This is a genomic window from Jiangella alba, assembly GCF_900106035.1.
Classification (GTDB): Bacteria; Actinomycetota; Actinomycetes; order Jiangellales; family Jiangellaceae; genus Jiangella; species Jiangella alba.
On sequence record NZ_FNUC01000004.1, the window covers coordinates 2,702,981 to 2,725,520 of the forward strand.

Here is a 22,540-nt window from a genome sequence, read left to right on the forward strand (position 1 = left end):
CGTCATGGTCCAGCCGACCCGCCGTACCTAACGTCCGTGGTCAGAACATCTAGCGGCTCCAGCGCCTCGTGCAGGGCCCGCAGCTGTGCGTCGTCCAACTGGAGCAGGTCGGCCGGCGGCGCGTACATGGCGCCGAGCAGTTCGGCCCGCATCGCGGCGCCGCGCGCCGTCAGCACGACCAGCCGGGCCCGGCGGTCGGTCGGGTGGACCCGGCGTTCGGCGAGGTCGAGGCGTTGCAGGCGGTCGACCGTCCAGGTCGCGGTCGACGCGTCGCACTGCCATTCGGCGGCGAGGTCCTTCATCGTCCGGCCGTCCTCGGCGTCGAGCGAGTGCAGCGCCTTGTACTCGTTCGCCGTCAGCCCGAGCCGGGCGAGGACGGCGTCGCGCTCGGGCCGGGACCGGATGAGCAGGTCGAACATCAGCCGCCAGGTGTCGGCGGCGAGCGTGGCGTGGTCGGTCACGGGATCAGCATACTGCTTGGATGACTCCAATAGTTTGACGAATCCAAGTATTTGGTCCTAGGGTCGGATCATGAAGGTCAGCATCAGCGTCACCAACTACACCTGGCCCGGCGGCGGCCTCACCGACGAGCTGACGCGCGTCGTGCGCACCGCCGACCACGCCGGCATCGACACCCTCTGGGTCGCCGACCACCTGCTGCAGGGCGACCCCACCGCGCAGCTCGACGACCCGATGCTCGAGGCGTACACCACCCTCGGCTACCTCGCCGGGCAGACCGAGCGGATCAGGCTGGGCACCATGGTGTCGGCCGCCACGTACCGCTCCCCGGCACTGCTCATCAAGGCCGTGACGACGCTCGACGTGCTCTCGCACGGCCGCGCTTGGCTCGGCGTCGGCGCCGGCTACCACGCCGAGGAAGCCCGCATGATGGGGCTGTTCCTGCCACCCACCGCCGAGCGGTTCGAGCGGCTGGAAGAGCTGCTGCGGCTGGCCAAGCAGCTGTGGGCCGGCGACGAGTCGCCGTTCGAGGGCGTCCACTACCAGCTGGACCGGCCCATCGGCAGCCCACTGCCCGCCACCCGGCCGCACCCGCCCATCGTGGTCGGCGGCACGGGCGAGAAGGTCACGCTGCGGTTGGTCGCCCAGTACGCCGACGCCTGCAACCTGTTCGACATCCCCGACGGCGGGCAGACCGTCAGGCACAAGCTCGACGTGCTCGCCCGCCACTGCGACGCCGTCGGCCGCCCGTTCGACGAGATCGAGAAGACGCTGGCCATGGCGCTGGAGCCGGGCGAGTCCGCCGCCTCGTTCGCCGGGCGTGCCCGCGCCGCCCGTGACCTCGGCTTCGAGCACGTCGGCGTCATCGTGCGCGGCAGCGCCTGGACCGAGCAGCAGGTCGAGACCGTCGCCGCCGCGCTCGAGGCCTAGATCAGCGCTGGCGGTACAGCCAGGGCGCGCTGGAACGCAGCGTCGCCTGCAGGGCGAGCAGCAGGTCGGAGCGGACCGCGGGCATCGGCCGCACGGTGCTGGCGACGTTCTGCGCCGGGGTGCCCTGCACGCCCAGCAGCAGCTGCAGGTGCAGCGCCCGCAGGTAGTCGAGGGTGTTCTCGCGCGCCGCCGCCCGCGACGACGGCGGGCGGGCGTCGTCGCGCCAGGCCTGGGCCAGCCGCTCCAGCCAGCCCTCCAGCGTCTCGATGCTGACGAGGTCGCGGTGCAGCACCGACATCGTCGCGTACGCCAGCCGCTGCTCCTCGCCGGCGGAGAACCGGTGCCGCGTCGGCGTGGTCAGCCGCTCGGCGACGACGTCGAGCAGGACACGCAGCTCGTCTGCGCTCAGGTGCCGCGACGCGCTCAGCGCGCCGAGCACGTCGGAGCCGTGCGCGACGGCGTTGGCCCAGCCCTGGTTGGGGGTCCAGCCGCGGAGGTCGCGCTCGCCGAGCAGCCAGCCGACCGCTTGGTCGGCCCACGTCAGGACGGCGGCGGGGTGCAGCCCGTGGGTGACGTTGTCGCGGGCGATGACCTCGGACAGCACGCTCGCGGAGAACGAGCGGCGCAGCACGGTGTCGGTGCCCTCTTCGCCGAGGCCCTTCTTCAGCCCGAGCGCCAGCCCGTCGCCGAGCCCGATGAGCAGGTCGTCGTAGACGCCCTCGCGGATCCAGGTCTGCAGCACCGAGCGGGCGATGTCTTCGCGCACGTGCGGGTCGGTGTCGCCGAGCATGGTGACCAGCTCGATCGTGAGCTCGTCGAGCGCAGCGCCCTGGGGTAGCCGGAAGCCGTCGGCGACGACCTGCTCCCAGTAGGACTGCTGCACGGAGCAATCCTCGCAGAACCACCTCCGTGGAGGGAAGCGAGGTGACGAGAGCTACGCTCAGTAACGTGCCGTCGCTCAACGACGTCGTCCAGCGTCACACCGATCTCTCCGAGGCCGACCTCGACTGGTTGCATGCCCTCATCGCCGACTGGCAGCTGCTGGCCGACCTCTCCTTCGCCGACCTCGTCCTCTGGGTGCCCGACCGCGACGACGACGGCTACCGCGCCGTGGCCCAGATGCGCCCGACCACCGGCCCGACCGCCTACGTCGAGGATCTCGTCGGGACGTACCTCGCGAAGGGCCGCCGGCCGCTCATCGACACCGCCTACGCCGAGGGCGTCATCCGCCGCGAGGGCGACCCGGAGTGGTGGGACGACGTCCCGGTGCGGGTCGAGGCCATCCCGGTGCGCCACGACGGCCGCGTCATCGCCGTCATCGGCCGGCACACCAACCTCATCGCGGTCCGCACGCCGAGCCGCCTGGAACTGTCCTACCTCGAGTGCGGCAGCCAGCTGGCCACGCTGATCACCGAGGGCCGGTTCCCGCACTCCACCCGCACCGACATGGGCCGCCGCGGCGCGCCCCGGGTCGGCGACGGACTGGTCCGCCTCGACGCCGACGGCCAGGCGCTCTACGCCAGCCCCAACGCCGTCTCCGTGTACCGGCGCCTCGGCCTCGCCGCGGACCTCGTCGGCCATCACCTGGGCAAGGCGACCGCCACGCTGGCGCCGCCGCCGGGCGCGCGCGACGAGCCGCTGGAGGACGTGCTCGGCGGGCGGCAGCACGTGCGCACCGAGATCGAGGGCAACGGCACCGTCATGACGCTGCGGATCATCCCGCTCGACCCCGGCGGGCAGCACGTCGGCGCGCTGGCGCTGTGCCGCGACGTCACCGAGGTGCGGCGGCGCGAGCGGGAGCTGCTGACCAAGGACGCCACGATCCGCGAGATCCACCACCGGGTGAAGAACAACCTGCAGACGGTCGCGGCGCTGCTGCGGCTGCAGTCGCGGCGCATCGCGTCGCCGGAGGGGCGTGCGGCGCTGGACGAGGCGGTGCGCCGGGTCGGCTCGATCGCCATCGTGCACGAGACGCTGTCGCAGACCGTCGACGACACCGTCGCGTTCGACGACGTCGCCGACCGCCTGCTCGGCATGGTCGCCGAGGTCGCCGCCACCACGTCGGACGTGCGGGCGACGCGGTCGGGGACGTTCGGCATCCTGGCGGCCGAGACCGCGACGCCGCTGGCGATGACGCTGACCGAGGTGCTGCAGAACGCCGTCGAGCACGGCCTCGGCCGGCGTGGCGGGGCGGTGCTGCTGACGGCGGAACGGTCGGACGGCCGGCTGCTCGTCACCATCGACGACGACGGCGTCGGCCTGCCGCCCGGCTTCGACGCGGCCACCGCCGGGAACCTCGGGCTGCAGATCGTCCGGACCCTGGTGGTGGGGGAGCTGGCCGGGACGCTCGACATCGGGCCGCGCTCCGGCGGCGGCACCCGGGTCGTGCTGGACCTCCCGGTCGAGGCCGAGTCGCCCCGCTGAGGCGGGCGCGGACATACCGACGCCCCGCCAATCCGGGGTGCTGGCGGGGCGTAGCGTTCAGGCGCGGGTGTCGGCTCGGGTGCTCCGGCTCAGTAGGCTCGCGCGCGGGCTCGGGCGTTGCGACGCTTCAGGGCACGACGCTCGTCCTCGGACAGCCCGCCCCACACGCCGGCGTCCTGGCCGCTCTCGAGAGCCCAGCTCAGGCAGGACTCGCGCACGTCGCAGCGGCGGCAGACGGTCTTGGCCTCCTCGATCTGGAGCAGCGCGGGCCCGGTGTTCCCGATGGGGAAGAACAGCTCTGGGTCCTCGTCTCGACAGGCGGCACGGTGGCGCCAATCCATGGTTCTCACAGCTCCTTATGGTGTGGTGCCGGACGGCTCGGCCGACCAGCCACGTTGCAGTACGTGAATTCGTTCACGAATCCCTGCCCGGCCCTGTGGCTTCCTGGGGCCGAGGGGGATGACGCGAAGTCTTGCGGCGGTCTGCTGCGCGCTCGAAGCGCGCGGCTAACCGCGTCGCCCTACCAGGGTGACAAGTTCGTGATGCATCTACAAGGGCTTTGTGTAATCCGTCTCATGAAGGTCGGTGTAGCGTCGGTCACAGCATCGGCTCAAAACAGCCAAGATGGGACGATAACCGGCACCTCTGGCGCTGGCAAGGGTCCTGCGCACCTGCATCTGGCGGGTTCGACGCGCTCACCGGCTTCGGATCGACGGGGAGCCTGCTCAGTACGCGATGCGCAACGCCCGCGGCACCGAGGTCAGCGTGATCTCCGTCCGCTCGCCGATGTAGTCGCCGTCGACCTGCACCGGCAGCGGTTCCGGCGCGCGCAGCACGAGTTCCTTGCGGTCGTGCAGCGACAAGACGGCCCGCCCGCGCGGCCCTCGGCGGGTCGTCATCTGGGCGAGGTGCAGCAGTGTGGGCGCCAGCCGCAGGCTGGTCAGCCCGAACACGTCGAGACCGGCGTTGAGGTCGGCGAACGGGGTGGGCCGCAGCGGCCGGGCGCCGAAATACGTCCACGGCGTGCAGTTCGTGACGATGACGACGGCCAGCCCGGCGACTGGCGGCCCGCCGTCGGCCGTCAGCTCGATGGTGCCGTGCGCCCGCTCGGGCTGGGCGAAGAACCGGCGGACGGCGGTGCGCACGTACAGCTGGACGGTGGACACGCGGCCGCGCTCGCGCTCGGCCTCGACGGCCTGGATGACGTCGGCGTCGAGCCCGAACCCGGCGGTGAAGGTGAAGTACCGGCCGTCGAGCCGGCCCAGCCCGATGCTCTGCCGCCGCCCGGCGCGCAGCGCGTCGAGCAGCAGGCCGGTGGCCTCGATGGCGTTCTCGGGGATGCCGAGGTTGCGGGCCAGCACGTTGGTGCTGCCGCCGGGGATGATCGCGATGTCGGGGACGGTCTCGCCGTCGGCCGGTGCGGGGTCGAGCAGGCCGTTGACCACCTCGTTGACGGTGCCGTCGCCGCCGACCGACACGATCAGCCCGACGCCGTCGGCCCTGGCCTTCCTGGTCAGCTCGGTGGCGTGGCCGCGGTGCGTGGTCTCGGCGACCTCGAGGTCGAGGTCGTTGCTCAGCGCCGCCAGCAGCACGTCGCGGGTGCGCACGGACGTCGTCGTGGCGTTCGGGTTGAGGACGACGAGGGCGCGCATGGCAGACAGCCTACGGTTCGCGGTTCCGCCGCCGGTCAGCGGAACATGCCCTCGCGCAGTTGGATCAAGGTCCGGGCCAGCAGCCGGGACACGTGCATCTGGGAGATGCCGATCTCGCCGGCGATCTGCGACTGCGTCATGCCGCGGAAGAACCGCAGCACGATGATGCGCCGCTCGCGGTCGGGTAGCCCTTCGAGCATGCGGGCCAGCGTCTCGCGGTTCTCGACGCCCTCGAGCGCTTCGTCGTCCTTGCCGATGGTCTCGATGGTGCTGGGCGCGTTCTCGCCCGGCTCGGGGGAGTCGAGCGAGACGGTGCTGTAGGCCGACGCCGTCTCCAGCGCCTCGAGCACCTCGTCCTCGGTGGTGCGGGTGGCCTGCGCCAGCTCGGCGATGGTCGGCGACCGGCCCAGCTGCTGCAGGAGGTCCGTCGTCGCCGTGCTGATCGACAGCCGCAGTTCCTGCAGCCGGCGGGGCACCCGGATGGCCCAGCCCTTGTCGCGGAACCAGCGCTTGATCTCGCCGAGGATCGTGGGGGTGGCGTAGGTGGAGAATTCGGCGCCGCGGCCGGGGTCGTAGCGGTCGATCGCCTTGATCAGGCCGATGGTGGCGACCTGGACGAGGTCTTCGTACGGCTCGCCGCGGCCGGCGAAGCGGCGGGCGAGGTGCTCGGCGAGCGGCAGGTGCAGCGTCGTCAGCCGGTTGCGGATCTCGCCGCGCGCGGGGTCGTCGGCGTCGAGGCCGGCGAGCAGTTGCAGCAGGGCCCGGCTGGTGGCGCGGTCGACGGTGCCGCGCGTGGGCTCGCTCTCGGGCTCGGCGTCGGCCGGGCCGACCGCCACGACCGGCCGCACGACGTCGACGACCGGACCGGCGGGCTCTTCCATGGCCTCGCTGGTCAGCCTCGCCTCGGCAGCGCCCACCGCCTGACTCAACCCCGCTTCTTCCGCAGCATGATGGACACCCTGCCGTCCTCGGCCCGCGAGGCGACCTCGCCGGCCAGCGCCGACAGCACCGTCCAGGCGAAGCTGTCGCGGCTGGGGAGGTCGGTCTGCGCGGCCGGCACGGACACCACGACGTCGAGGATGTCGGTGTGCAACTGGAAGCTGCAGTGCATGTTCGAGCCGGGGACGGCCAGCGGGAGCAGCATGGCGCCGGCTTCGTCGACGGCGATGCGGAGGTCCTCGATCTCGTCGAGTGTGAACCCGATCCGGGCGGCCAGCCGGGCGGCGGTGGTCCGCAGCACGGTGAGGTAAGCGCTGGACGCCGGTACCTGAAGCTCCACCAGGTCACCGAACGACGAACCGGACTCGCTCACCAAACCTCCTCATGTGAGTTGCTCCGGACCACAGTGTCACATGCGCGCCCGAACGCGTAGTCGGGCACAGCCTGGTCGCGACGGGTCAGAGCACCTTCGAGAGGAAGGCCCGGGTGCGTGCGTGCCGCGGATCGGACAGGACCTCCCGGGGCCGGCCCGACTCGACGACGACGCCGCCGTCCATGAAGATCATCTCGTCGCCCACCTCGCGAGCGAAGCCCATCTCGTGCGTGACGACCATCATCGTCATGCCGCTGTGCGCGAGGTCGCGCATCACGTCGAGCACGTCGCCCACCAGCTCCGGATCGAGGGCCGAGGTCGGCTCGTCGAACAGCATCAGGTCCGGGTTCATCGACAGCGCGCGGGCGATCGCGACGCGCTGCTGCTGGCCGCCGGACAGATGGGCCGGGTAGGCGTCGACCTTGTCCGTCAGGCCCACCCGCTCGAGATTGTGCCGCGCCACCTCCACCGCCTCGGCCCGGCCGCGGCCGAGCACCCGCCGCTGGGCGATGGTGAGGTTGCGCAGGACACTCAGATGAGGGAAGAGGTTGAACTGCTGGAACACCATGCCGATGCGGGCCCGGACCCGGTCGAGGTCGATCTCCGGATCGAGGATGTCGATGCCCTCGATGCGCACCGACCCCGAGGTCGGCTCCTCCAGCCGGTTCACGCAGCGCAGCAGGGTGGACTTGCCCGAACCGCTGGGCCCGATGACGCACACCACCTGGCCGGGGGCGACCGTGAGGTCGACCCCCTTGAGCACCTCGAGGTCGCCGAAGCTCTTGTGCAGGCCCACCACCTCGATGGCGGGGACGTCCGGCGACGGCGCCGGCTCGGCGCTCATCGCGACCGTCCCAGCCGTCGTTCCAGCACCGCGACGAGCCGCGTCAGCGGGATCGTGATCAGCAGGTACAGCATGGCCGCCATCACCAGCGGCGTGCTGTTGTTGGAGTTGATGACGCCGTCGCGGGCGAACGTGGTGATCTCCTTGTTCGAGAGCGTCGAGCCGGCGATGAACAGCAGCGACGTGTCCTTGATGAGCAGGACGAACTCGTTGGTGAGCGGCGGGATGACGATCCGGAACGCCTGCGGCAGCACGACCGAGAACATCGTTCGCCCCGCCGACATCCCCAACGACCGGGCCGCCTCGGTCTGTCCCTTCGGCACGCCCTGGATGCCCGCCCTGATGCTCTCGGCCATGTACGCGGCCGCCACCAGGATCAGCGCCAGCAGCCCGGCCCCGATCGTCCCGCCGGGCACATGGACCTGGAACGCGATCGGCAGGACGTACGCCATCGCGAAGATCGTCAGCAGCGCCGGCAGGCCGCGGAACAGCTCGATGTAGGCGATGGCCAGCCAGCGATAGGGCGTGACGGTCGACAGCTTCATCAGGGCGAGGACGATGCCGAGCAGCAGGCCGCCGCTGAACGAGATCACGGTGAAGAGGATCGTGTTCTTCGCCGCGATCGTGATGATCTCCGGGAGTTGCGCGCGGGCGACGTCGGGCTGCAGGAAGTTCGCCTTGATGCGCTCCCAGTCGGCGGCCAGCACCACGGCGACGACGGCCGCGGCGAACACCAGGTAGAGGACGCCGCGGCCGATCCGTCGCTGCGTGGTCCTGCGCACGGCCGTCAGCTCGTGCTCGGGCTGGGTGCCGTGGGGCCGCTCGTGCCGGTCGAGTCCATCGCGAAGTACTTCGCGTAGATCTCGTCGTAGGTGCCGTCGTCGCGCAACGCCTGCAACTGCTCGTTCACGGCGTCGAGCAGCGCCGTCTTCTCGCCCTTGGCGAAGGCGAAGCCGTACTGCTCGTCGGTCTGGTACTCCTCGACCACCTCGTAGCCCGGGTCGGAGCGCGCGTGCTCCTGGTTGACCGGGAGGTCCTGCAGGATGGCGGCGATGTTGCCGGCCTGCAGCGCCGGCCACAGCTCGGCGTCGCTGGGGAACGCCTGCGGCTCGTTCGCGCCCTCCGGCAGGTGCTCCTTGGCGTAGATCTCGCCGGTCGTGCCCTGCTGGACGCCGACGGTCTTGCCGACGAGGTCGTCGATGGAAGTGATGCCAGAGTCGGCGGGCACCAGCAGCGACTGCAACGAGTCGTAGTACGGATCCGAGAAGTCGAGGTTCTGCTTGCGCTCGTCGGTGATGGTCATGGCGGACGCGCCGAGGTCGCACTGGCCGGCGGCCAGCACGGCGCCGCTCTGCAGCGGGTCGAACCCGACGTCCTGGACCGCCATCTGCAGCCCCAGGCCGTCGGCGATGGCCTGCATGAGGTCCATGTCGAAGCCGCTGTAGCCGCTGGGCGCGTCCGGGCTCTCCACCTCGAACGGCGGGTACGGGACGTCGGAGCAGACGGTCAGTGTGCCGTCCTGGACGAGCGCGAGATCGGCGCCCTGAGTGCCGGTGGCGGTCGAGCCGCCGTCGTCGTCACCGCCGCACGCGGCCAGCGCGGCCACGACGGCGGCAGCGGCGGTGATCTTGGTCAACCGTGCGATGCTGTTGTGCCTGGACATGGCATCCCCCCTGGAACGCGCCAGTCGTCCTGATCCGCATCCTGCCACCGCTTGAGGCGGACGGCGGGTCAGTAGGCTCGGGGAATGTTCGCCGCCTACGCCTCGTCCCTGGACGCCGACGACCCTCTCGCCGGGCTCACCCTGGGGGAGCGGCCCGAGCCGCCGGTCCCCGACGGCTGGACGACGGTGACGGTGCGGGCGACGGCGCTCAACCACCACGACCTCTGGTCCCTGCGCGGCGTCGGCCTCGACGCCGGCCGGCTGCCGATGATCCTCGGCTGCGACGCCGCGGGCGTCACCGACGACGGCCGCGAGGTCCTCGTCCACGCCGTCGTCTCCGACCCCGACTGGCGCGACGACGAGACGCTCGACCCCAAGCGGACGCTGCTGTCCGAGCTGCACCCGGGCACGTTCGCCGAGCGGGTGGCGGTGCCGGCGCGGAACCTGGTGCCCAAGCCGTCCGCGCTGTCGTTCGAGGAGGCCGCGTGCCTGCCGACGGCGTGGCTGACGGCGTACCGCATGCTGTTCACGCAGGCACGGGTGGTGCCGGGGCAGACGGTGCTCGTGCAGGGCGCCGGCGGCGGCGTGGCGACGGCGCTGGTGGCGCTGGGTGCGGCGGCCGGGGCGCGGGTCTGGGTGACGTCGCGGAACCCGGCGAAGGCCGCGCGGGTGACGTCCCTGGGCGCCGACCGGGTGTTCGGCAGCGGTGAGCGGCTGCCCGAGCGCGTCGACGCCGTCATGGAGACGGTGGGCGCGGCCACGTGGCAGCACTCCGTGCGGTCGCTGCGGCCGGGCGGCACCCTGGTGGTGTCGGGCGCGACGTCGGGCTACGTCGCCGAGACCGAGCTGAACCGGGTGTTCTTCCTGCAGTTGCGGGTCGTCGGCTCCACCATGGGCACCCGCGACGAACTGGCCCGGCTCGTGGCGTTCTGCGAGCGGACCGGCCTGCGTCCGGTGGTCGACCGCGTGCTGCCGCTGTCCGGCGCCCGCGACGGTTTCGCCGCCCTCGACGCCGGCGACGTCTTCGGCAAGGTCGTCTTCACTCCGTGACCTGGCGGAGGTAGCGGGCGGGGGCGTCGAGGAAGTCGCGCCACTGCCGGACGAGGTCGAGGTCGGCCCAGGCCACCTCGCGCAGCCCCCACTCGCCGACCTCGAGGACGGTCGCGCCGGGCAGCGACGCGACCAGCGGTGAGTGGGTGGCCACCAGCACCTGGCCGCCGGCGTCGGCGATCTCCGTCAACGCGCCCACCAGGGCGAGGCAGCCGCTGAACGACAGCGCCGACTCGGGCTCGTCGAGGCAGTAGAAGCCCGGCCGCTGGAACCGGTGGCGCAGGACGGCGAGGAAGGACTCGCCGTGGCTGAGCTCGTGGAAGACCGGGTCCTGGCTGCGTGGGTTCGGGTTGGCCTCGAGGTAGCTGAAGAAGCCGTGCATCGTCTCGGCGCGCAGGAAGAACCCGTCCTTCGGCGCGCCCGGCCCGCGGGTCAGCCGTAGCGCGCGGGACAGCTCCGACTCGCTCACCCTGGTGGTGTGCCGGGCGCCGGTCGAGCCGCCCTCGGGGGAGAACCCGTACGCCAGCGCTACCCCTTCCACCAGGGTGGACTTGCCGCTGCCGTTCTCGCCGACGAGGACGGTGAGCGGCGCGAGGTCGAGGCCGTCGGTGACGAGCCGGCGCACCGGCGGCAGCGTCCACGGCCAGCGGCCGAGGTCGAGCGGCGGGCCGGCCGGCGGCTGGAACTGCACCCGCCGCACCGGGCGCCGGTCGAGCAGGTTCACGACGAGGCGCGCGGGGCCCGGCGGTCCTTCACCGGCGTGCTCGGCGCCTCGACGCCCAGCCAGGGGTACCAGCCGCCGTTGAGCACGAGGTACGAGAGCAGGCCGTAGCCGGTCTGGTCGGGGTGCAGGCCGTCGTCGGCGCGGGCGGTCTGCCAGGCGGCCTTGGCCGTCAGCGGGCCGAACGTCGCGATGTAGGGGACGCCGCGGCCGGCGCACAGCCGCGCCCACGCGGCGTCGAGGTCGCCGATGCGGGCCAGCATGGCGTCGTCGCCGACGGGAGGGGGCCCGACCACCAGCGCCGGGACGCTCACCGAGGAGAGCCCGAACTCCAGCGCCGCCACCGACCGCGCCACCGGCACGCCCCGGAACGCGTCGGCCACGCCGGGCGCCAGCACGACGCGGTGCTCGTCGCCGCGGGCGAAGCGGGGCGCGCACTCCATCGGCATGCGCACGACCATCTCCTCGGTGGCCTCGCCGCGCACGCCCAGCGGGTACGCCGTCAGCGCGACCCCGGTGGACGACGGCGTGCGCGCGGCCACCCGGCCGACCCAGCCGAGCGCCTTCGGGTCACCGACGCCGGCGACGAAGGAGTCGCCGAAGACGCACACCCGGACGTCGCGGGGGTCGCTCACCCGGCGTCGCCGCCGAGGTCGTCGTCGTCCTCGTCGTCGGCGCGGGCCAGCCAGGTGGCCAGCCGCTCGACCGGGGTCTCGAACTCCGGGTTCTGGTCGACGAAGTGGCGCAGCCGCTCGGCCAGCCAGCCCAGGGTGACCTGTTCGTCACCCCGGCGCTCGTCGAGTTCCTCGATGCCGCGGTCGGTGAAGTACATCAGGCGAACGCGGCGTCGTGCAGCGCCTTCTGCTGGTCGAGGTGGACGTTGTGGTTGCCCACCGCCGGCGACGTGCTGGCCGGCCGGGTGACCGGGCGCAGCGGGAGGCCGCCGGGCAGCTGCGGCGCCAGGTGCAGCGCCATGAACGGCCACGGGCCCATGTTCTCGGGCTCGTCCTGGACCCAGCGGATCTCGCGCAGGTTCGGGTACGCCGCGAGCGCCGTCGCGATCTCCTGCGCGGGCAGCGGGTACAACTGCTCGACCGGGAGGATGGCGGTGTGGTCGTCGGAGCGCTTGGTGCGCTCGGCCAGCAGCTCCCAGGTGATCTTCCCGCTGCACAGCAGCACGCGGTCGACCTTCGCGGCGTCGAGCGGCTCGGGGTCGGGCAGCACCGGCCGGAACGTGGTGGTGCCGGTGAAGTCGTCGGGCGCGGACACCGCACGCTTGTTGCGCAGCATCGACTTCGGCGTGAACACCACCAGCGGGCGGTGGCTGCCGCTGAGCGCCTGCGAGCGCAGCAGGTGGAAGTGCGACGCCGGCGTGGACGGCTGCGCCACCCGGAACGCGTCCTCGGCGCCCATGAGCAGGAACCGCTCCATGCGCGCGGACGAGTGGTCGGCGCCCTGGCCCTCGTAGCCGTGCGGCAGCAGCAGTACGACGCCGGAGTACTGGCCCCACTTGGCCTCACCGGCGCTGATGAACTCGTCGATGATGGTCTGCGCGCCGTTGGCGAAGTCGCCGAACTGCGCCTCCCACAGCACCAGCGCGTCGGGACGGGCCACCGAGTAGCCGTACTCGAAGCCCATGGCCGCGAACTCGGACAGCAGGGAGTCGTAGGCGTAGAACTTGGCCTGCGACTCGTCGAGGTGCTGCAGTGGGAGGAACGACTCGCCGGTCTTGCGGTCGACCAGCGACGCGAACCGCTGCACGAACGTGCCGCGGCGGGAGTCCTGGCCGGCCAGCCGCACCGGACGGCCGTCGAGCAGCAGCGCGCCGAACGCGGTGATCTCGGCGGTGGCCCAGTCGATGTTGCCCTCGGAGAGCGCCTGCGCCCGGCGCTGCACCTGCGGCAGCACCTTCGGGTGGACGGTGAAGCCGTCGGGCACCGTGAGGTAGGCGTCGGCGATGCGCTTGAGCACCTCGGGCGTGGTGGCCGTGACGACCGCGCCCTCGGGCGCCGGCTTGTCGGGGTAGGTCGGCACCGTGGTGACGGTGGTCGGCGCCGTCTGCCGGGTCTCGGCGAACACCCGCTCGAGCTGCTTCTGGTAGTCGAGCAGGACCTGCTCGGCCTCTTCGATGGTGATGTCGCCGCGGCCGATCAGCGCCTCGGTGTACAGCTTGCGCACCGGCCGCTTCGCCTCGATGAGGTCGTACATGAGCGGCTGGGTGTAGCTGGGGTCGTCGCCCTCGTTGTGGCCGCGCCGGCGGTAGCAGACCATGTCGATGACGACGTCCTTCTTGAACGCCTGCCGGAACTCGAAGGCCAGCCGGGCCACCCGGGTGCACGCCTCGGGGTCGTCGCCGTTGACGTGGAAGATCGGCGCCTGCACCATGCGCGCGACGTCGGTGGAGTACATCGACGAGCGGGACTGGTCGGGCGACGTGGTGTAGCCGACCTGGTTGTTGACGACGACGTGGACGGTGCCGCCGGTGCGGTAGCCGCGCAGCTGGGAGAGGTTCAGCGTCTCGGCCACCACGCCTTGGCCGGCGAACGCGGCGTCGCCGTGCACCAGGATCGGCAGCACCGGGAACTCCTCGCCGCGGTCGAGGATGTCCTGCTTGGCCCGCGCGATGCCCTCGAGCACCGGGTTGACGGCCTCGAGGTGGCTCGGGTTCGCCGTCAGCGACACCTTGATCTTCGAGCCGTCGAGCGCGGTGAACTCGCCGTCGGCGCCCAGGTGGTACTTGACGTCGCCGGAGCCCTGGACGGTGCGGGGGTCGATATTGCCCTGGAACTCGCCGAAGATCTGCGCGTAGCTCTTGCCGACGATGTTGGCCAGCACGTTCAGCCGGCCGCGGTGGGCCATGCCGATGCAGGCCTCGAGCAGCCCGGCCTCGGCGGCGGCCTCGACGACCTCGTCGAGCACCGGGATCAGCGACTCGCCGCCCTCGAGCGAGAACCGCTTCTGCCCGACGTACTTCGTCTGCAGGAAGGTCTCGAACGCCTCGGCCTGGTTGAGCTTGAGCAGGATGCGCAGCTGGTCTTCACGCGGGGTGAGGTCGACCGGCTTCTCGACCCGCTCCTGGATCCAGCGCCGCTGGTCGGGCTCCTGGATGTGCATGTACTCGATGCCGACGGTGCGGCAGTAGGCGTTGCGCAGCACGCCGAGGATGTCGCGCAGCAGCATGAACCGCTTGCTGCCGCCGAACGAGCCGGTGGCGAACTCGCGGTCGAGGTCCCACAGCGTGAGGCCGTGGGTGCTGACGTCGAGGTCGGGGTGGGTGCGCTGCTTGTACTCCAGCGGGTCGGTGTCGGCCATGAGGTGGCCGCGCACGCGGTAGGCGTGGATCAGCTCCAGCACCCGCGCCTGCTTGCTGACCTCGTCCTCGTGGCTGTGCGGGACGTCGGTGGCCCAGCGGATGGGCTCGTACGGGATGCGCAGCGCGCGGAAGATCTCGTCGTAGAAGCCGTCCTGGCCCAGCAGCAGGCCGTGCACGATGCGCAGGAAGTCGCCGCTCTGGGCGCCCTGGATGATGCGGTGGTCGTAGGTGCTGGTGAGCGTCATGGTCTTCGAGACGCCCAACCGCGACAGCGTCTCGGGGGCCGCGCCCTGGTACTCGGCCGGGTACTCCATGGCCCCGACGCCGATGATGGTGCCCTGGCCCTTCATCAGCCGCGGCACGGAGTGGACGGTGCCGATGGTGCCCGGGTTCGTCAGCGTGATGGTGGTGCCCTGGAAGTCGGCGACCGTCAGCTTGTTGTCGCGGGCCCGCCGGACGACGTCCTCGTAGGCGGCCCAGAACTCGGCGAAGTTGAGGTGCTCGGCGCTCTTGATGCTGGGCACCAGCAGCTGCCGGGTGCCGTCGGACTTCTTCATGTCGATGGCCAGGCCGAGGTTGATGTGCTGCGGCTTGGCCAGCGCCGGCTTGCCGTCGTTGTCGGCGAAGGCGTAGTTCATGTCGGGCATCTGGTGCAGCGCCTTGACCAGCGCGTACCCGATGATGTGCGTGAACGACACCTTGCCGCCGCGGGACCGCGCGAGGTGGTTGTTGATGACGATGCGGTTGTCGACCAGCAGCTTGGCCGGGACGGCGCGCACGCTGGTGGCCGTCGGGACCTCGAGGCTGGCCTCCATGTTGGTGGCCGTGCGGGCCGGCGCGCCGCGGAGCGGGACCACCTCGGGCTGCCCGGCCGCGTCCTGCGGCTGGGCCGGCGCCTTCGGCGGCTGCGCCGGGGTGGGCTTCGGCGCGGCCTTCGCGGCGGTGGTGGTCGGCTGCGCGGAGGCGGACTGCGTCGTTGCGGTCTGCGCCGGCACGGCGGCGGGCTGGGTGGTCACGGTGGTCCTCGCGGGGGACGTGGGAGTGGCGGCCGGGGCGGGTGTCGGTGTGGCGGCGGTGGCGGGGCCCGGCGGCGCGGCCGGGGCGGCATCGGCGGCCTTACGGCCGGCGAAGAACTCCGCCCACTGGGGGTCGACACTGGAGGGGTCTTCGAGCCAGCTCTCGTAGAACTCCTCGACGAGCCACTCGTTCGGTCCGAATCCCGATTCCGGGCCGGTGGGGGCCACTGTCGCGTTCGCCTTCTTCCGTTCGAATCTGCGCGGCTGCTCTGGTACAGGGTAGTCGGGGTGACCGGGTCCGCGCATCGGCGCAATCGTGGCCTAGATCACTCAGGCCGACAAGTCGAGATCTTGTCCACCGTCAGGGCCATCCCTGACCGGTCCCGGAGATGCCGGTCCGGGCCTTCTGCCCGGTCCCGGGCGGCGGTTACGCTGGCGGCGAACCCTGGGGGTGCCCGAGTGATCGACCAGTACGTGGCCCAGCTGCGCCGCGAGGTGCGCGGACCGCTGCTGCCTCGGCGCGGCATGCTGCGCGAGCTGCGCGACGGCCTGCTCGACGCCGCCGAGGCGCACCGGGAGGCCGGCGCCTCCGACGCCGAGGCGCAGCGACTGGCCGTCGAGGAGTTCGGGCCGGTCGAGGTCGTCGCGGACGGCGTGCGCACCGAGCTGGCGGCCGTCACCGCGCGCTACCTGGCCGGGGTGATCGTCGTCCTCGGTGCCGTGCAGTTCGCGGTGGCCACCTACACGTGGACCACGGCGGCCGCGGCGCAGGGCTGGCCCGAGCCGGCGCCGTGGTACGGGGTGGTCTCGCGTGCCGTCGACATTTCCACCCTCACGTTCATCGGCCTGGCCGCCCTCGCGGTGCTGGCGCTGGGCCGCGGGGCCAGGCTGCTGCCCACTCGCCGGGTGGTGCGGTTCATCGCCGTGGGGACGCTCGCCGACATCGCGCTGCACATCGTCAGCTGCGCGCTGCTGACCGCGTACGCGCCGGCCAGCATGGTCGAGTGGAACGGGCCGGAGCTGGTGGCGATGGCCCTGCTCTCGCTGGGATCGACGCTGTGGATCAGCTGGCTGGCGGTGAGCTGCCTGCGGCTGACGTCACCCCGGTCCGAGGATGGCGTTCATGACGCTGCTCATCTCGCTCCAGGCCTGCTGCTGCGCGACTAGGTAGGCCTTGCCGCCGCGGGTGATCTCGTACGTGCGCCGCTTGCGGCCGCCGACGGTGTCCCAGGAGCTGCGCAGGTAGCCCAGCCGCTCCAGCCGGCGCAGCGCGGGGTAGAGCGTGCCCGTGGGGAGGTCGACGGCGCCGTCGCTGCGCTCGTGCAGCGCCTCGGAGACGCCGTAGCCGTGCAGTGGCCGGTCGCGGACGACGGCGAGGATCAGCGCGTCGAGGTTGCCGCGGAGGGCGTCGGCCTTCATGTCGGTAGTCTACGCATCATCGTGTAGCGTGACTACATGTAGACAGCCGAACTGAGGGGAGTGGGGCGGGATGAGCGTGCTGGACCTGTCGCGGCTGCAGTTCGCGCTGACGGCGATCTTCCACTTCCTGTTCGTGGTGCTCACCCTGGGCCTGGCGCCGGTCGTGGCGTTCTTCCAGACCCGCTGGGCCGTCACCGGGAAGGAGGTGCACGAGCGGCTGACGCGGTTCTGGGGCCAGCTCTACATCGTCAACTACGCCATGGGCATCGTCGTCGGGCTGGCCATGGAATTCCAGTTCGGCCTGCACTGGAGCGGTCTCATGACGTTCGCCGGCGACGTGTTCGGCGCGCCGCTGGCCACCGAGACGCTGGTCGCGTTCTTCCTGGAGTCGACCTTCCTCGGCATGTGGATCTTCGGCTGGAACCGGCTGAACCGCTGGGTGCACACGACGCTGATCTGGCTGGTCGTGCTGACGGCGTACCTGTCGGCGTTCTGGGTCATGGTCGCCAACGGGTTCCTGCAGAACCCCGTCGGCCACGTGGTCGAGGACGGCGTCGCCCGCATCGACGACTTCGGCGCGCTGCTGACCAACCAGCAGGCCATCGGCGCGCTGCTGCACATCGTCCCGGTCTGCCTGCTGACCGGCAGCGTCGTCATGGTCGGCATCTGCTCGTGGCACTTCCTGCGCGGCACGCCCGACGTCGACTTCTTCCGCCGCTCGCTGCGGGTCGCGGTCGTCGTGGGCGCGGCGGCCGCCGTGTTCGCCGTCGGCAACGGGTACGCGCAGTTCGGCTACCTGACCGACGGCAAGGAGCTGGCGTTCGGCGGGTCGGCGGCGGAGCGGGCCGAGTTCCAGGCCGAGATGGAGGCCCTGCACGGGCCGGGGGACTGGACGCCGCCGACGTGGATCTCGTTCGCCTGGCCGCTGATGGAGATCAGCGGGACGCTGTACATGTCGATCTTCTTCGGGCTGCTGTTCTTCCTCGTCAAGAACGCGTTCGACCGCACCCGGCCGGCCTGGCTGCGCCGCTTCTGGCACCGGTTCTACGTGTGGACGCTGCCCTGGCCGTTCGTGGTGGTGGCCTGCGGCTGGCTGCTGCGCGAGGTGGGCCGGCAGCCGTGGGTCGTCTACGGCGAGCTGACCACGGCCGAAGCGGTCTCCGGCCACGAGGCCGGCACCGTGCTGACCAGCCTCGTGCTGTTCGGCCTGCTGTTCGCGACGCTGGCCGCGCTGGACTGGTGGCTGATCGCCCGGCTGGCCAGGCGCGGCCCGCACGACCTCGTGCTGGGCTCCGACGGCATCGGCCGCGAGGAACCCGAGCTCGTGCTCGCGGGGAGGGACTGAGATGGACGTGCTGTGGCTGGGCCTGCTCGGGCTGCTGCTCACCGGCTGGTCGGTGCTCGACGGCGCCGTCCTCGGGCTGGGCTCGTCGCTGCGCCGCATCGGGCGCGACGGGCCGCGGCGGCGGCTGCTGCTGACCGCGATCGGGCCGTTCCTGCTCGGCGGCGAGGTGTGGCTGGTCGCGACGTTCGGCATCCTGATCGGCGCGTTCCCCGGGCTGGAGAAGGACCTGCTGTCGGCCTATTACCCGCTGGTGGTCGGGCTGGTGGCGTCGTGGATCCTGCGCGACATCGGCATCTGGTTCCGCAGCCGTCGTCCGTCGCCGGCCTGGCAGCGCGGCTGGGAGACGGTGGTCGTCGTCGCCAGCACGACCATGCCGTTCGCCTGGGGGCTGCTGCTCGGCAACGTCGTCCAGGGGGTGCCGACGCGCGGGCGGCCGGGGGTTGAGACACTGGTCGGGCCGTATTCACTGTTGTGGGGGGCCGTCGTGGTCGCCGTGTTCACGCTGCACGGCGCGGTGTTCGCCGCGCTGCGGCTGCCGCCTGAGCACCGTACGCGCACCGCCGTCACGGTGCGCCGGGCCGGTGCGGCCGCGCTGGCGCTGCTGGCCGCCGTCGCCGTCGCCACCCCCGTGCTCGGCGCCGGCCCCGACCGGCCGCTGCCCGCCGCCGCGCTCGGCGTCGTCGCCGCCGGGGCCGTGCTGCTGGCGCTGCGGCTGTACCAGCGCGGGCGCGACGGCCGTGCCTACGTCTGCACCGCGGTCGCCGCGGCGGCGCCGGTGCTCGCCGCGGGTGTCGCGTCGGCGCCGCGGCTGCTCGACGGCCTCGCCGCGTCCGGCACCCTCGACCTCCTGGCCGTCATCGTCGCCCCGCTGGTCCCCGTCCTGCTCGCCGTGCAGGTGTGGATGTGGTGGACGTTCCGGCACCGCGTCGGCGTCGGATCGGCGGTGTTCTTCTGAATCGGCTCGCCCGCCGGCTGCTGGCCGGACTGCCCGGCCACCGCGTCGTCGCCGCCGCCTTCACCCTGCTGGCGGTGGCGGCGGCCGTGGCCATCCTGGTGCAGGCCGAACTGCTGGCCCGGCTGCTCGCCGACGGCGTCCTGTCCGGCCCGTCCGCGGGCTCGCTCGCCGCGACGCTGGCGCTGCTGGCCGGCGTGTTCGCCGTCCGGGCCGGGCTGTCATGGGCGCAGCAGGCGCTGGCCCAGCGGGCCGCGGCATCGGTGAAGGCAACGCTTCGGCGTCAGGTGCTGCGGCGCACCCAGGAGCTGGGCCCGGGCTGGCTGTCCGGCCAGCACACCGGCGGGCTGACGACGACGCTCGGGCGCGGTCTCGACGCGCTGGACCCGTGGTTCACCGGCTACTTCCCGCAACTGTTCCTGGCGGCGGTCATCCCGGTCGCGGTGCTGGTGCGCATCGCCGTCGCCGACCTCGCGTCCGCGGTGATCATCCTGGTCACGCTGCCGCTGATCCCGATCTTCGGCGCGCTCGTCGGCATGTCGACGAAGCGGGCCACCGAGCGGCAGTGGCGGGCGCTGGAGCGGCTCGGCGGCCACTTCCTCGACGTCGTCGCCGGGCTGCCGACGCTGCGGGCGTTCGGCCGGGCCAAGGCGCAGGCCGCGCAGGTGCGGCGCATCGCCGACGAGCACCGCTCGGCCACCATGGGCACGCTGCGCATCGCGTTCCTGTCCGCGCTGGTGCTGGAGCTGGTCGCGACGCTGTCGGTGGCGCTGGTCGCGGTGCCCATCGGGCTGCGCACGCTCAACGGCGGGCTCGGCCTCGAAACCGCGCTGCTGGTGCTGCTGCTCGCGCCCGAGGCATATCTGCCGCTGCGGGCGCTCGGGTCGCAGTTCCACGCGAGCACCGAAGGGCTGGCGGTCGCGGAGCGCTGCTTCGCGGTGGTCGACGCCGAGGACGGCCGCCCCCCGCGGGCGGCCGTCGCCGGTGCCGCCGAGCCGGACGCCGCGGGTGGCATCCGGTTCGAGGGCGTCACGGTGCGCTATCCCGGCCGCGACGAGGCAGCGCTCGACGCCGTCACGCTCGCCGTCGCGCCGGGTGAGCGGGTCGCGCTGGTCGGGCCCAGCGGCGCGGGCAAGAGCACCCTGGTGAACGTGCTGCTCGGGCTGGTGCCCCCGACCTCCGGGCGGGTGCTGGCCGGTGGCGTGGACCTCGCGGCCGCCGACCCGGACGACTGGCGGCGGCAGCTGGCCTGGGTGCCGCAGCGGCCGCACCTGTTCGCCCGCACCGTCGCCGAGAACATCCGGCTCGGCCGCCCCGACGCCACCGACGACGAGGTCGTGCGGGCCGCCACACTGGCGCACGCCGACGAGTTCGTCCGCCGGCTGGCGCGCGGCTACGAGACCCCGCTGGGCGAGCGCGGCGCCGGGCTGTCCGCCGGGCAGCGCCAGCGCGTCGCCCTGGCCCGCGCGTTCCTGCGCGACGCCCCGTTGCTGCTGCTGGACGAGCCGACCGCCGGGCTCGACGCCGGGAGCGAGGCCGTCGTCGTCGAGGCGACCGCGCGGCTGATGGCCGGCCGGACAGTGCTGGTGGTCGCGCACCGCCCGGCCATGGTGCTCGACGCCGGCCGCGTCGTGACGCTCGACCACGGCCGCATCACCGGGCCGCTGGCGGCGGAGGTGGGCCGATGACGCGGCGTCTGGCGGCTCTGCTGCGTGCGCACCTGGGCAGGTTGCTGGTCGCGGTGTCCGCGTCGGTGGTGACCGAGCTGGCCGCGCTGGCGCTGATGGGCACCGCCGCCTGGCTGCTGGCGCGGGCCGCCGAGCAGCCGCCGCTGGCCGCGTTGTCGCTGGCCATCGTCGGCGTGCGCGGATTCGCGACCGCCCGCGGCGTGTTCCGCTACGCCGAGCGGCTGGCCAGCCACGACGCCGCGCTCCGGGCGTTGGCGACGCTGCGCGGGAAGGTCTACGACGCGCTGGTGCCGCTGGCGCCGTCCGGGCTGCCCGCCTACCGCAGCTCCGACCTGCTCAGCCGCATGGTGTCCGACGTCGAGGCCGTGCAGGACCTCGTCGTGCGGGTGCTGGTGCCGGTCAGCACGGCCGTCGTGGTGGCCGGAGTCGCCATCGGCTTCTCCGCCGTCGTGCTGCCGTCCGCGGCCGTCGCGCTGGCGGCCGGGCTGGCGCTGGCCGGGCTGGTGGTGCCGCTGCTCATGGTCGTGACGGCCGCCACCAACACCGCCCGGCGGCTCGCTCCCGCTCGGGCTGAGATGAGCGCGCACCACACCGACTTGCTACAGGGCGCCGCTGATCTGGCCGTGTTCAGCGCGACGGCCGCCGCGCTGGCCGATGCCGAGCGGGCCGGTGAGCGGCTGGCCCGGCTGGAGCGGCGCACCGCGCTGACGACGGCGCTCGCCGGGGCCGCGGCGATGCTGGTGCAGGGCGTCACGACGGTCGCGGTGACGGTGCTGGCGCTGGGCGCGCGCCACGACGGCGGGCTGGCCGGTGTCATGGTGCCGGTCGTCGCGCTGGTCGCGCTGATCTCGTTCGAGCCGGTGCTGCCGCTGGTGCCGGCCGTGCAGCGGCTGCTGGAGGCGCGGTCGTCGCTGCGCCGGGTGCTGGCGGTGCTGGACACCCCGGCGCCGGTGGCCGAGCCCGGCGCGGCCGCGCTGCCGGCGCCGTCCGGGCCGGTGACCATCGAACTGCACGGCGTCTCCGTCCGCTACCCCGGCGCCGACGTCGACGCGGTCGACGGCGTGGACCTCGCGCTGACGCCGGGCCGGCGGGTCGCCGTCGTCGGGGCCAGCGGGTCCGGCAAGAGCACGCTGCTGGCCTGCCTGATGCGCTTCATCGAGCCGTCGGCGGGGACGGTGCGGCTGAACGGCCGTCCGGTGCAGGACTACGACGGTGACGACGTGCGCGCCGTCGTCACCGGCGTCACCCAGGACGCGCATCTCTTCCACACGTCGATCCGCGAGAACCTGCGCCTCGCCCGCCCCGACGCCTCCGACGACGACCTGCTGGCCGCACTGGGGACGGCCCGGCTGCGCGACTGGGTCGAGTCGCTGCCGGGCGGGCTGGACACCATGGTCGGCGAGTCCGGCGGTCAGGTCTCCGGCGGCCAGCGGCAGCGGCTGGCGCTGGCCCGGGCGCTGCTGTTCGACCCGCCGGTCGTGCTGCTGGACGAGCCGACCGAGGGCCTCGACCCGCGCACCGCCGACGACCTCATGACCGACCTCCTCGCCTCCACCCGCGGCCGCACGACGGTCGTCGTCACCCACCGCCTGGCCGGGCTCGACGCCGTCGACGAGATCGTCGTGATGGACGCCGGGCGGGTCGTCCAGCGCGGCACCCACGCCGAGCTCGTCGCCGCCGACGGCGCCTACCAGGACCTCTGGTGGGCGTCGCGGCCCGCCCTGGCGGAGTAGCCCCCGCCGGGGTCCGGGC

The 22,540-nt window shown here is 72.7% G+C and carries 22 protein-coding genes; 8 read left to right on the plus strand and 14 right to left on the minus strand.

Going from position 1 to position 22,540, the window contains the following annotated elements; all coding sequences use genetic code 11:
- Window positions 1–2: 2 nt before the first annotated feature.
- On the minus strand, window positions 3–461 hold the full coding sequence (locus BLV02_RS30465) for a MarR family winged helix-turn-helix transcriptional regulator (protein WP_069112295.1): 459 nt from the start codon (window positions 459–461) through the stop codon (window positions 3–5).
- Window positions 462–531: 70 nt separating this feature from the next.
- Here BLV02_RS30465 and BLV02_RS30470 point away from each other — a divergent pair, with 70 nt between their 5' ends.
- Window positions 532–1,389, plus strand: coding sequence for an LLM class F420-dependent oxidoreductase (locus BLV02_RS30470; protein WP_069112294.1), 858 nt, complete (start codon window positions 532–534; stop codon window positions 1,387–1,389).
- 1 nt (window position 1,390) lies between these two features.
- Here BLV02_RS30470 and BLV02_RS30475 read toward each other — a convergent pair whose 3' ends face one another.
- Window positions 1,391–2,272, minus strand: a complete 882-nt coding sequence (locus BLV02_RS30475; RefSeq protein ID WP_069112293.1) for a DUF2785 domain-containing protein — start codon at window positions 2,270–2,272, stop codon at window positions 1,391–1,393.
- A gap of 65 nt (window positions 2,273–2,337) precedes the next feature.
- Between BLV02_RS30475 and BLV02_RS30480 the strand changes: the two genes are divergently transcribed.
- Window positions 2,338–3,813, plus strand: coding sequence for a sensor histidine kinase (locus BLV02_RS30480; RefSeq protein ID WP_069112292.1), 1,476 nt, complete (start codon window positions 2,338–2,340; stop codon window positions 3,811–3,813).
- Between the two features lie 89 nt (window positions 3,814–3,902).
- Here BLV02_RS30480 and BLV02_RS30485 read toward each other — a convergent pair whose 3' ends face one another.
- The 7 genes from BLV02_RS30485 to BLV02_RS30515 all read right to left on the minus strand — a co-directional run bounded on the left by BLV02_RS30485 (window position 3,903) and on the right by BLV02_RS30515 (window position 9,284).
- The gene (locus BLV02_RS30485; RefSeq protein ID WP_026875155.1) at window positions 3,903–4,154 is read right to left on the minus strand and encodes a WhiB family transcriptional regulator; all 252 of its coding nucleotides are present in this window, start codon (window positions 4,152–4,154) and stop codon (window positions 3,903–3,905) included.
- Window positions 4,155–4,538: 384 nt separating this feature from the next.
- A complete protein-coding gene (locus BLV02_RS30490; RefSeq protein ID WP_069112291.1) occupies window positions 4,539–5,465 on the minus strand; it encodes a diacylglycerol/lipid kinase family protein in 927 nt (308 codons plus the stop codon).
- Window positions 5,466–5,500: 35 nt separating this feature from the next.
- Entirely contained in the window at window positions 5,501–6,382 is an 882-nt protein-coding gene (locus BLV02_RS30495) for an RNA polymerase sigma factor SigF (protein WP_218133517.1), read from the minus strand.
- A gap of 8 nt (window positions 6,383–6,390) precedes the next feature.
- Entirely contained in the window at window positions 6,391–6,780 is a 390-nt protein-coding gene (locus BLV02_RS30500; protein WP_069112289.1) for an ATP-binding protein, read from the minus strand.
- An 82-nt stretch (window positions 6,781–6,862) separates the two neighbouring features.
- Window positions 6,863–7,621: an amino acid ABC transporter ATP-binding protein gene (locus tag BLV02_RS30505; protein WP_069112288.1), complete on the minus strand. Its 759-nt coding sequence runs from the start codon at window positions 7,619–7,621 to the stop codon at window positions 6,863–6,865.
- Window positions 7,618–8,403 carry an amino acid ABC transporter permease gene (locus BLV02_RS30510; protein WP_083288791.1) on the minus strand — a complete coding sequence of 262 codons (786 nt, stop codon included), beginning with the start codon at window positions 8,401–8,403 and terminating at the stop codon, window positions 7,618–7,620. The genes BLV02_RS30505 and BLV02_RS30510 overlap by 4 nt, the downstream gene beginning before the upstream one ends.
- Window positions 8,404–8,408: 5 nt before the next feature.
- Window positions 8,409–9,284 carry a basic amino acid ABC transporter substrate-binding protein gene (locus BLV02_RS30515; protein WP_069112287.1) on the minus strand — a complete coding sequence of 292 codons (876 nt, stop codon included), beginning with the start codon at window positions 9,282–9,284 and terminating at the stop codon, window positions 8,409–8,411.
- 84 nt (window positions 9,285–9,368) lie between these two features.
- Between BLV02_RS30515 and BLV02_RS30520 the strand changes: the two genes are divergently transcribed.
- Complete coding sequence (locus BLV02_RS30520) at window positions 9,369–10,334, plus strand: zinc-binding dehydrogenase (RefSeq protein ID WP_069112286.1); 966 nt, start codon at window positions 9,369–9,371, stop codon at window positions 10,332–10,334.
- Here the strand turns inward: BLV02_RS30520 and BLV02_RS30525 are convergent.
- The 4 genes from BLV02_RS30525 to BLV02_RS30540 are packed head-to-tail and all read right to left on the minus strand — an operon-like array spanning window position 10,324 to window position 15,690.
- Window positions 10,324–11,058, minus strand: a complete 735-nt coding sequence (locus tag BLV02_RS30525) for an AAA family ATPase (protein ID WP_216094295.1) — start codon at window positions 11,056–11,058, stop codon at window positions 10,324–10,326. The two genes, BLV02_RS30520 and BLV02_RS30525, sit on opposite strands and share 11 nt — an antisense overlap.
- Window positions 11,055–11,690 (minus strand): GDSL-type esterase/lipase family protein, encoded by a 636-nt coding sequence (locus BLV02_RS30530; RefSeq protein WP_074946820.1) that lies wholly within the window; start codon window positions 11,688–11,690, stop codon window positions 11,055–11,057. The genes BLV02_RS30525 and BLV02_RS30530 overlap by 4 nt, the downstream gene beginning before the upstream one ends.
- On the minus strand, window positions 11,687–11,887 hold the full coding sequence (locus tag BLV02_RS30535) for a DUF6104 family protein (RefSeq protein WP_069112284.1): 201 nt from the start codon (window positions 11,885–11,887) through the stop codon (window positions 11,687–11,689). Before BLV02_RS30535 ends, BLV02_RS30530 begins: the two co-directional genes overlap by 4 nt.
- Window positions 11,887–15,690 (minus strand): multifunctional oxoglutarate decarboxylase/oxoglutarate dehydrogenase thiamine pyrophosphate-binding subunit/dihydrolipoyllysine-residue succinyltransferase subunit, encoded by a 3,804-nt coding sequence (locus tag BLV02_RS30540; RefSeq protein WP_083288790.1) that lies wholly within the window; start codon window positions 15,688–15,690, stop codon window positions 11,887–11,889. Before BLV02_RS30540 ends, BLV02_RS30535 begins: the two co-directional genes overlap by 1 nt.
- Before the next feature lie 153 nt (window positions 15,691–15,843).
- Between BLV02_RS30540 and BLV02_RS30545 the strand changes: the two genes are divergently transcribed.
- Window positions 15,844–16,551, plus strand: a complete 708-nt coding sequence (locus tag BLV02_RS30545; RefSeq protein ID WP_069112282.1) for a permease prefix domain 1-containing protein — start codon at window positions 15,844–15,846, stop codon at window positions 16,549–16,551.
- Here the strand turns inward: BLV02_RS30545 and BLV02_RS30550 are convergent.
- Complete coding sequence (locus BLV02_RS30550) at window positions 16,483–16,803, minus strand: PadR family transcriptional regulator (protein WP_069112281.1); 321 nt, start codon at window positions 16,801–16,803, stop codon at window positions 16,483–16,485. The genes BLV02_RS30545 and BLV02_RS30550 overlap by 69 nt on opposite strands.
- 70 nt (window positions 16,804–16,873) lie before the next feature.
- Here BLV02_RS30550 and BLV02_RS30555 point away from each other — a divergent pair, with 70 nt between their 5' ends.
- Genes BLV02_RS30555 through cydC form a run of 4 tightly spaced genes read left to right on the plus strand, consistent with a single transcriptional unit; the run spans window position 16,874 to window position 22,521 of the window.
- The gene (locus BLV02_RS30555) at window positions 16,874–18,148 is read left to right on the plus strand and encodes a cytochrome ubiquinol oxidase subunit I (protein WP_069112280.1); all 1,275 of its coding nucleotides are present in this window, start codon (window positions 16,874–16,876) and stop codon (window positions 18,146–18,148) included.
- Window position 18,149: 1 nt separating this feature from the next.
- Window positions 18,150–19,103 carry a cytochrome d ubiquinol oxidase subunit II gene (locus BLV02_RS30560; protein WP_069112279.1) on the plus strand — a complete coding sequence of 318 codons (954 nt, stop codon included), beginning with the start codon at window positions 18,150–18,152 and terminating at the stop codon, window positions 19,101–19,103.
- A complete protein-coding gene (cydD, locus tag BLV02_RS30565; protein ID WP_069112344.1) occupies window positions 19,100–20,788 on the plus strand; it encodes a thiol reductant ABC exporter subunit CydD in 1,689 nt (562 codons plus the stop codon). Before BLV02_RS30560 ends, cydD begins: the two co-directional genes overlap by 4 nt.
- Window positions 20,785–22,521, plus strand: a complete 1,737-nt coding sequence (gene cydC, locus BLV02_RS30570; protein ID WP_069112278.1) for a thiol reductant ABC exporter subunit CydC — start codon at window positions 20,785–20,787, stop codon at window positions 22,519–22,521. Before cydD ends, cydC begins: the two co-directional genes overlap by 4 nt.
- Window positions 22,522–22,540 lie beyond the last annotated feature (19 nt).

What these genes read in the sequence shown, in the direction of transcription:
- BLV02_RS30540 (WP_083288790.1), bottom strand. Translation starts at nt 15,690, where the DNA reads ATGCGCGGACCCGGTCACCCCGACTACCCTGTACCAGAGCAGCCGCGC.
- BLV02_RS30470 (WP_069112294.1), top strand. Translation starts at nt 532, where the DNA reads ATGAAGGTCAGCATCAGCGTCACCAACTACACCTGGCCCGGCGGCGGC.
- BLV02_RS30505 (WP_069112288.1), bottom strand. Translation starts at nt 7,621, where the DNA reads ATGAGCGCCGAGCCGGCGCCGTCGCCGGACGTCCCCGCCATCGAGGTG.
- BLV02_RS30555 (WP_069112280.1), top strand. Translation starts at nt 16,874, where the DNA reads ATGAGCGTGCTGGACCTGTCGCGGCTGCAGTTCGCGCTGACGGCGATC.
- BLV02_RS30485 (WP_026875155.1), bottom strand. Translation starts at nt 4,154, where the DNA reads ATGGATTGGCGCCACCGTGCCGCCTGTCGAGACGAGGACCCAGAGCTG.
- BLV02_RS30515 (WP_069112287.1), bottom strand. Translation starts at nt 9,284, where the DNA reads ATGTCCAGGCACAACAGCATCGCACGGTTGACCAAGATCACCGCCGCT.
- BLV02_RS30490 (WP_069112291.1), bottom strand. Translation starts at nt 5,465, where the DNA reads ATGCGCGCCCTCGTCGTCCTCAACCCGAACGCCACGACGACGTCCGTG.
- BLV02_RS30520 (WP_069112286.1), top strand. Translation starts at nt 9,369, where the DNA reads ATGTTCGCCGCCTACGCCTCGTCCCTGGACGCCGACGACCCTCTCGCC.
- BLV02_RS30535 (WP_069112284.1), bottom strand. Translation starts at nt 11,887, where the DNA reads ATGTACTTCACCGACCGCGGCATCGAGGAACTCGACGAGCGCCGGGGT.
- BLV02_RS30560 (WP_069112279.1), top strand. Translation starts at nt 18,150, where the DNA reads ATGGACGTGCTGTGGCTGGGCCTGCTCGGGCTGCTGCTCACCGGCTGG.
- cydC (WP_069112278.1), top strand. Translation starts at nt 20,785, where the DNA reads ATGACGCGGCGTCTGGCGGCTCTGCTGCGTGCGCACCTGGGCAGGTTG.
- BLV02_RS30550 (WP_069112281.1), bottom strand. Translation starts at nt 16,803, where the DNA reads ATGAAGGCCGACGCCCTCCGCGGCAACCTCGACGCGCTGATCCTCGCC.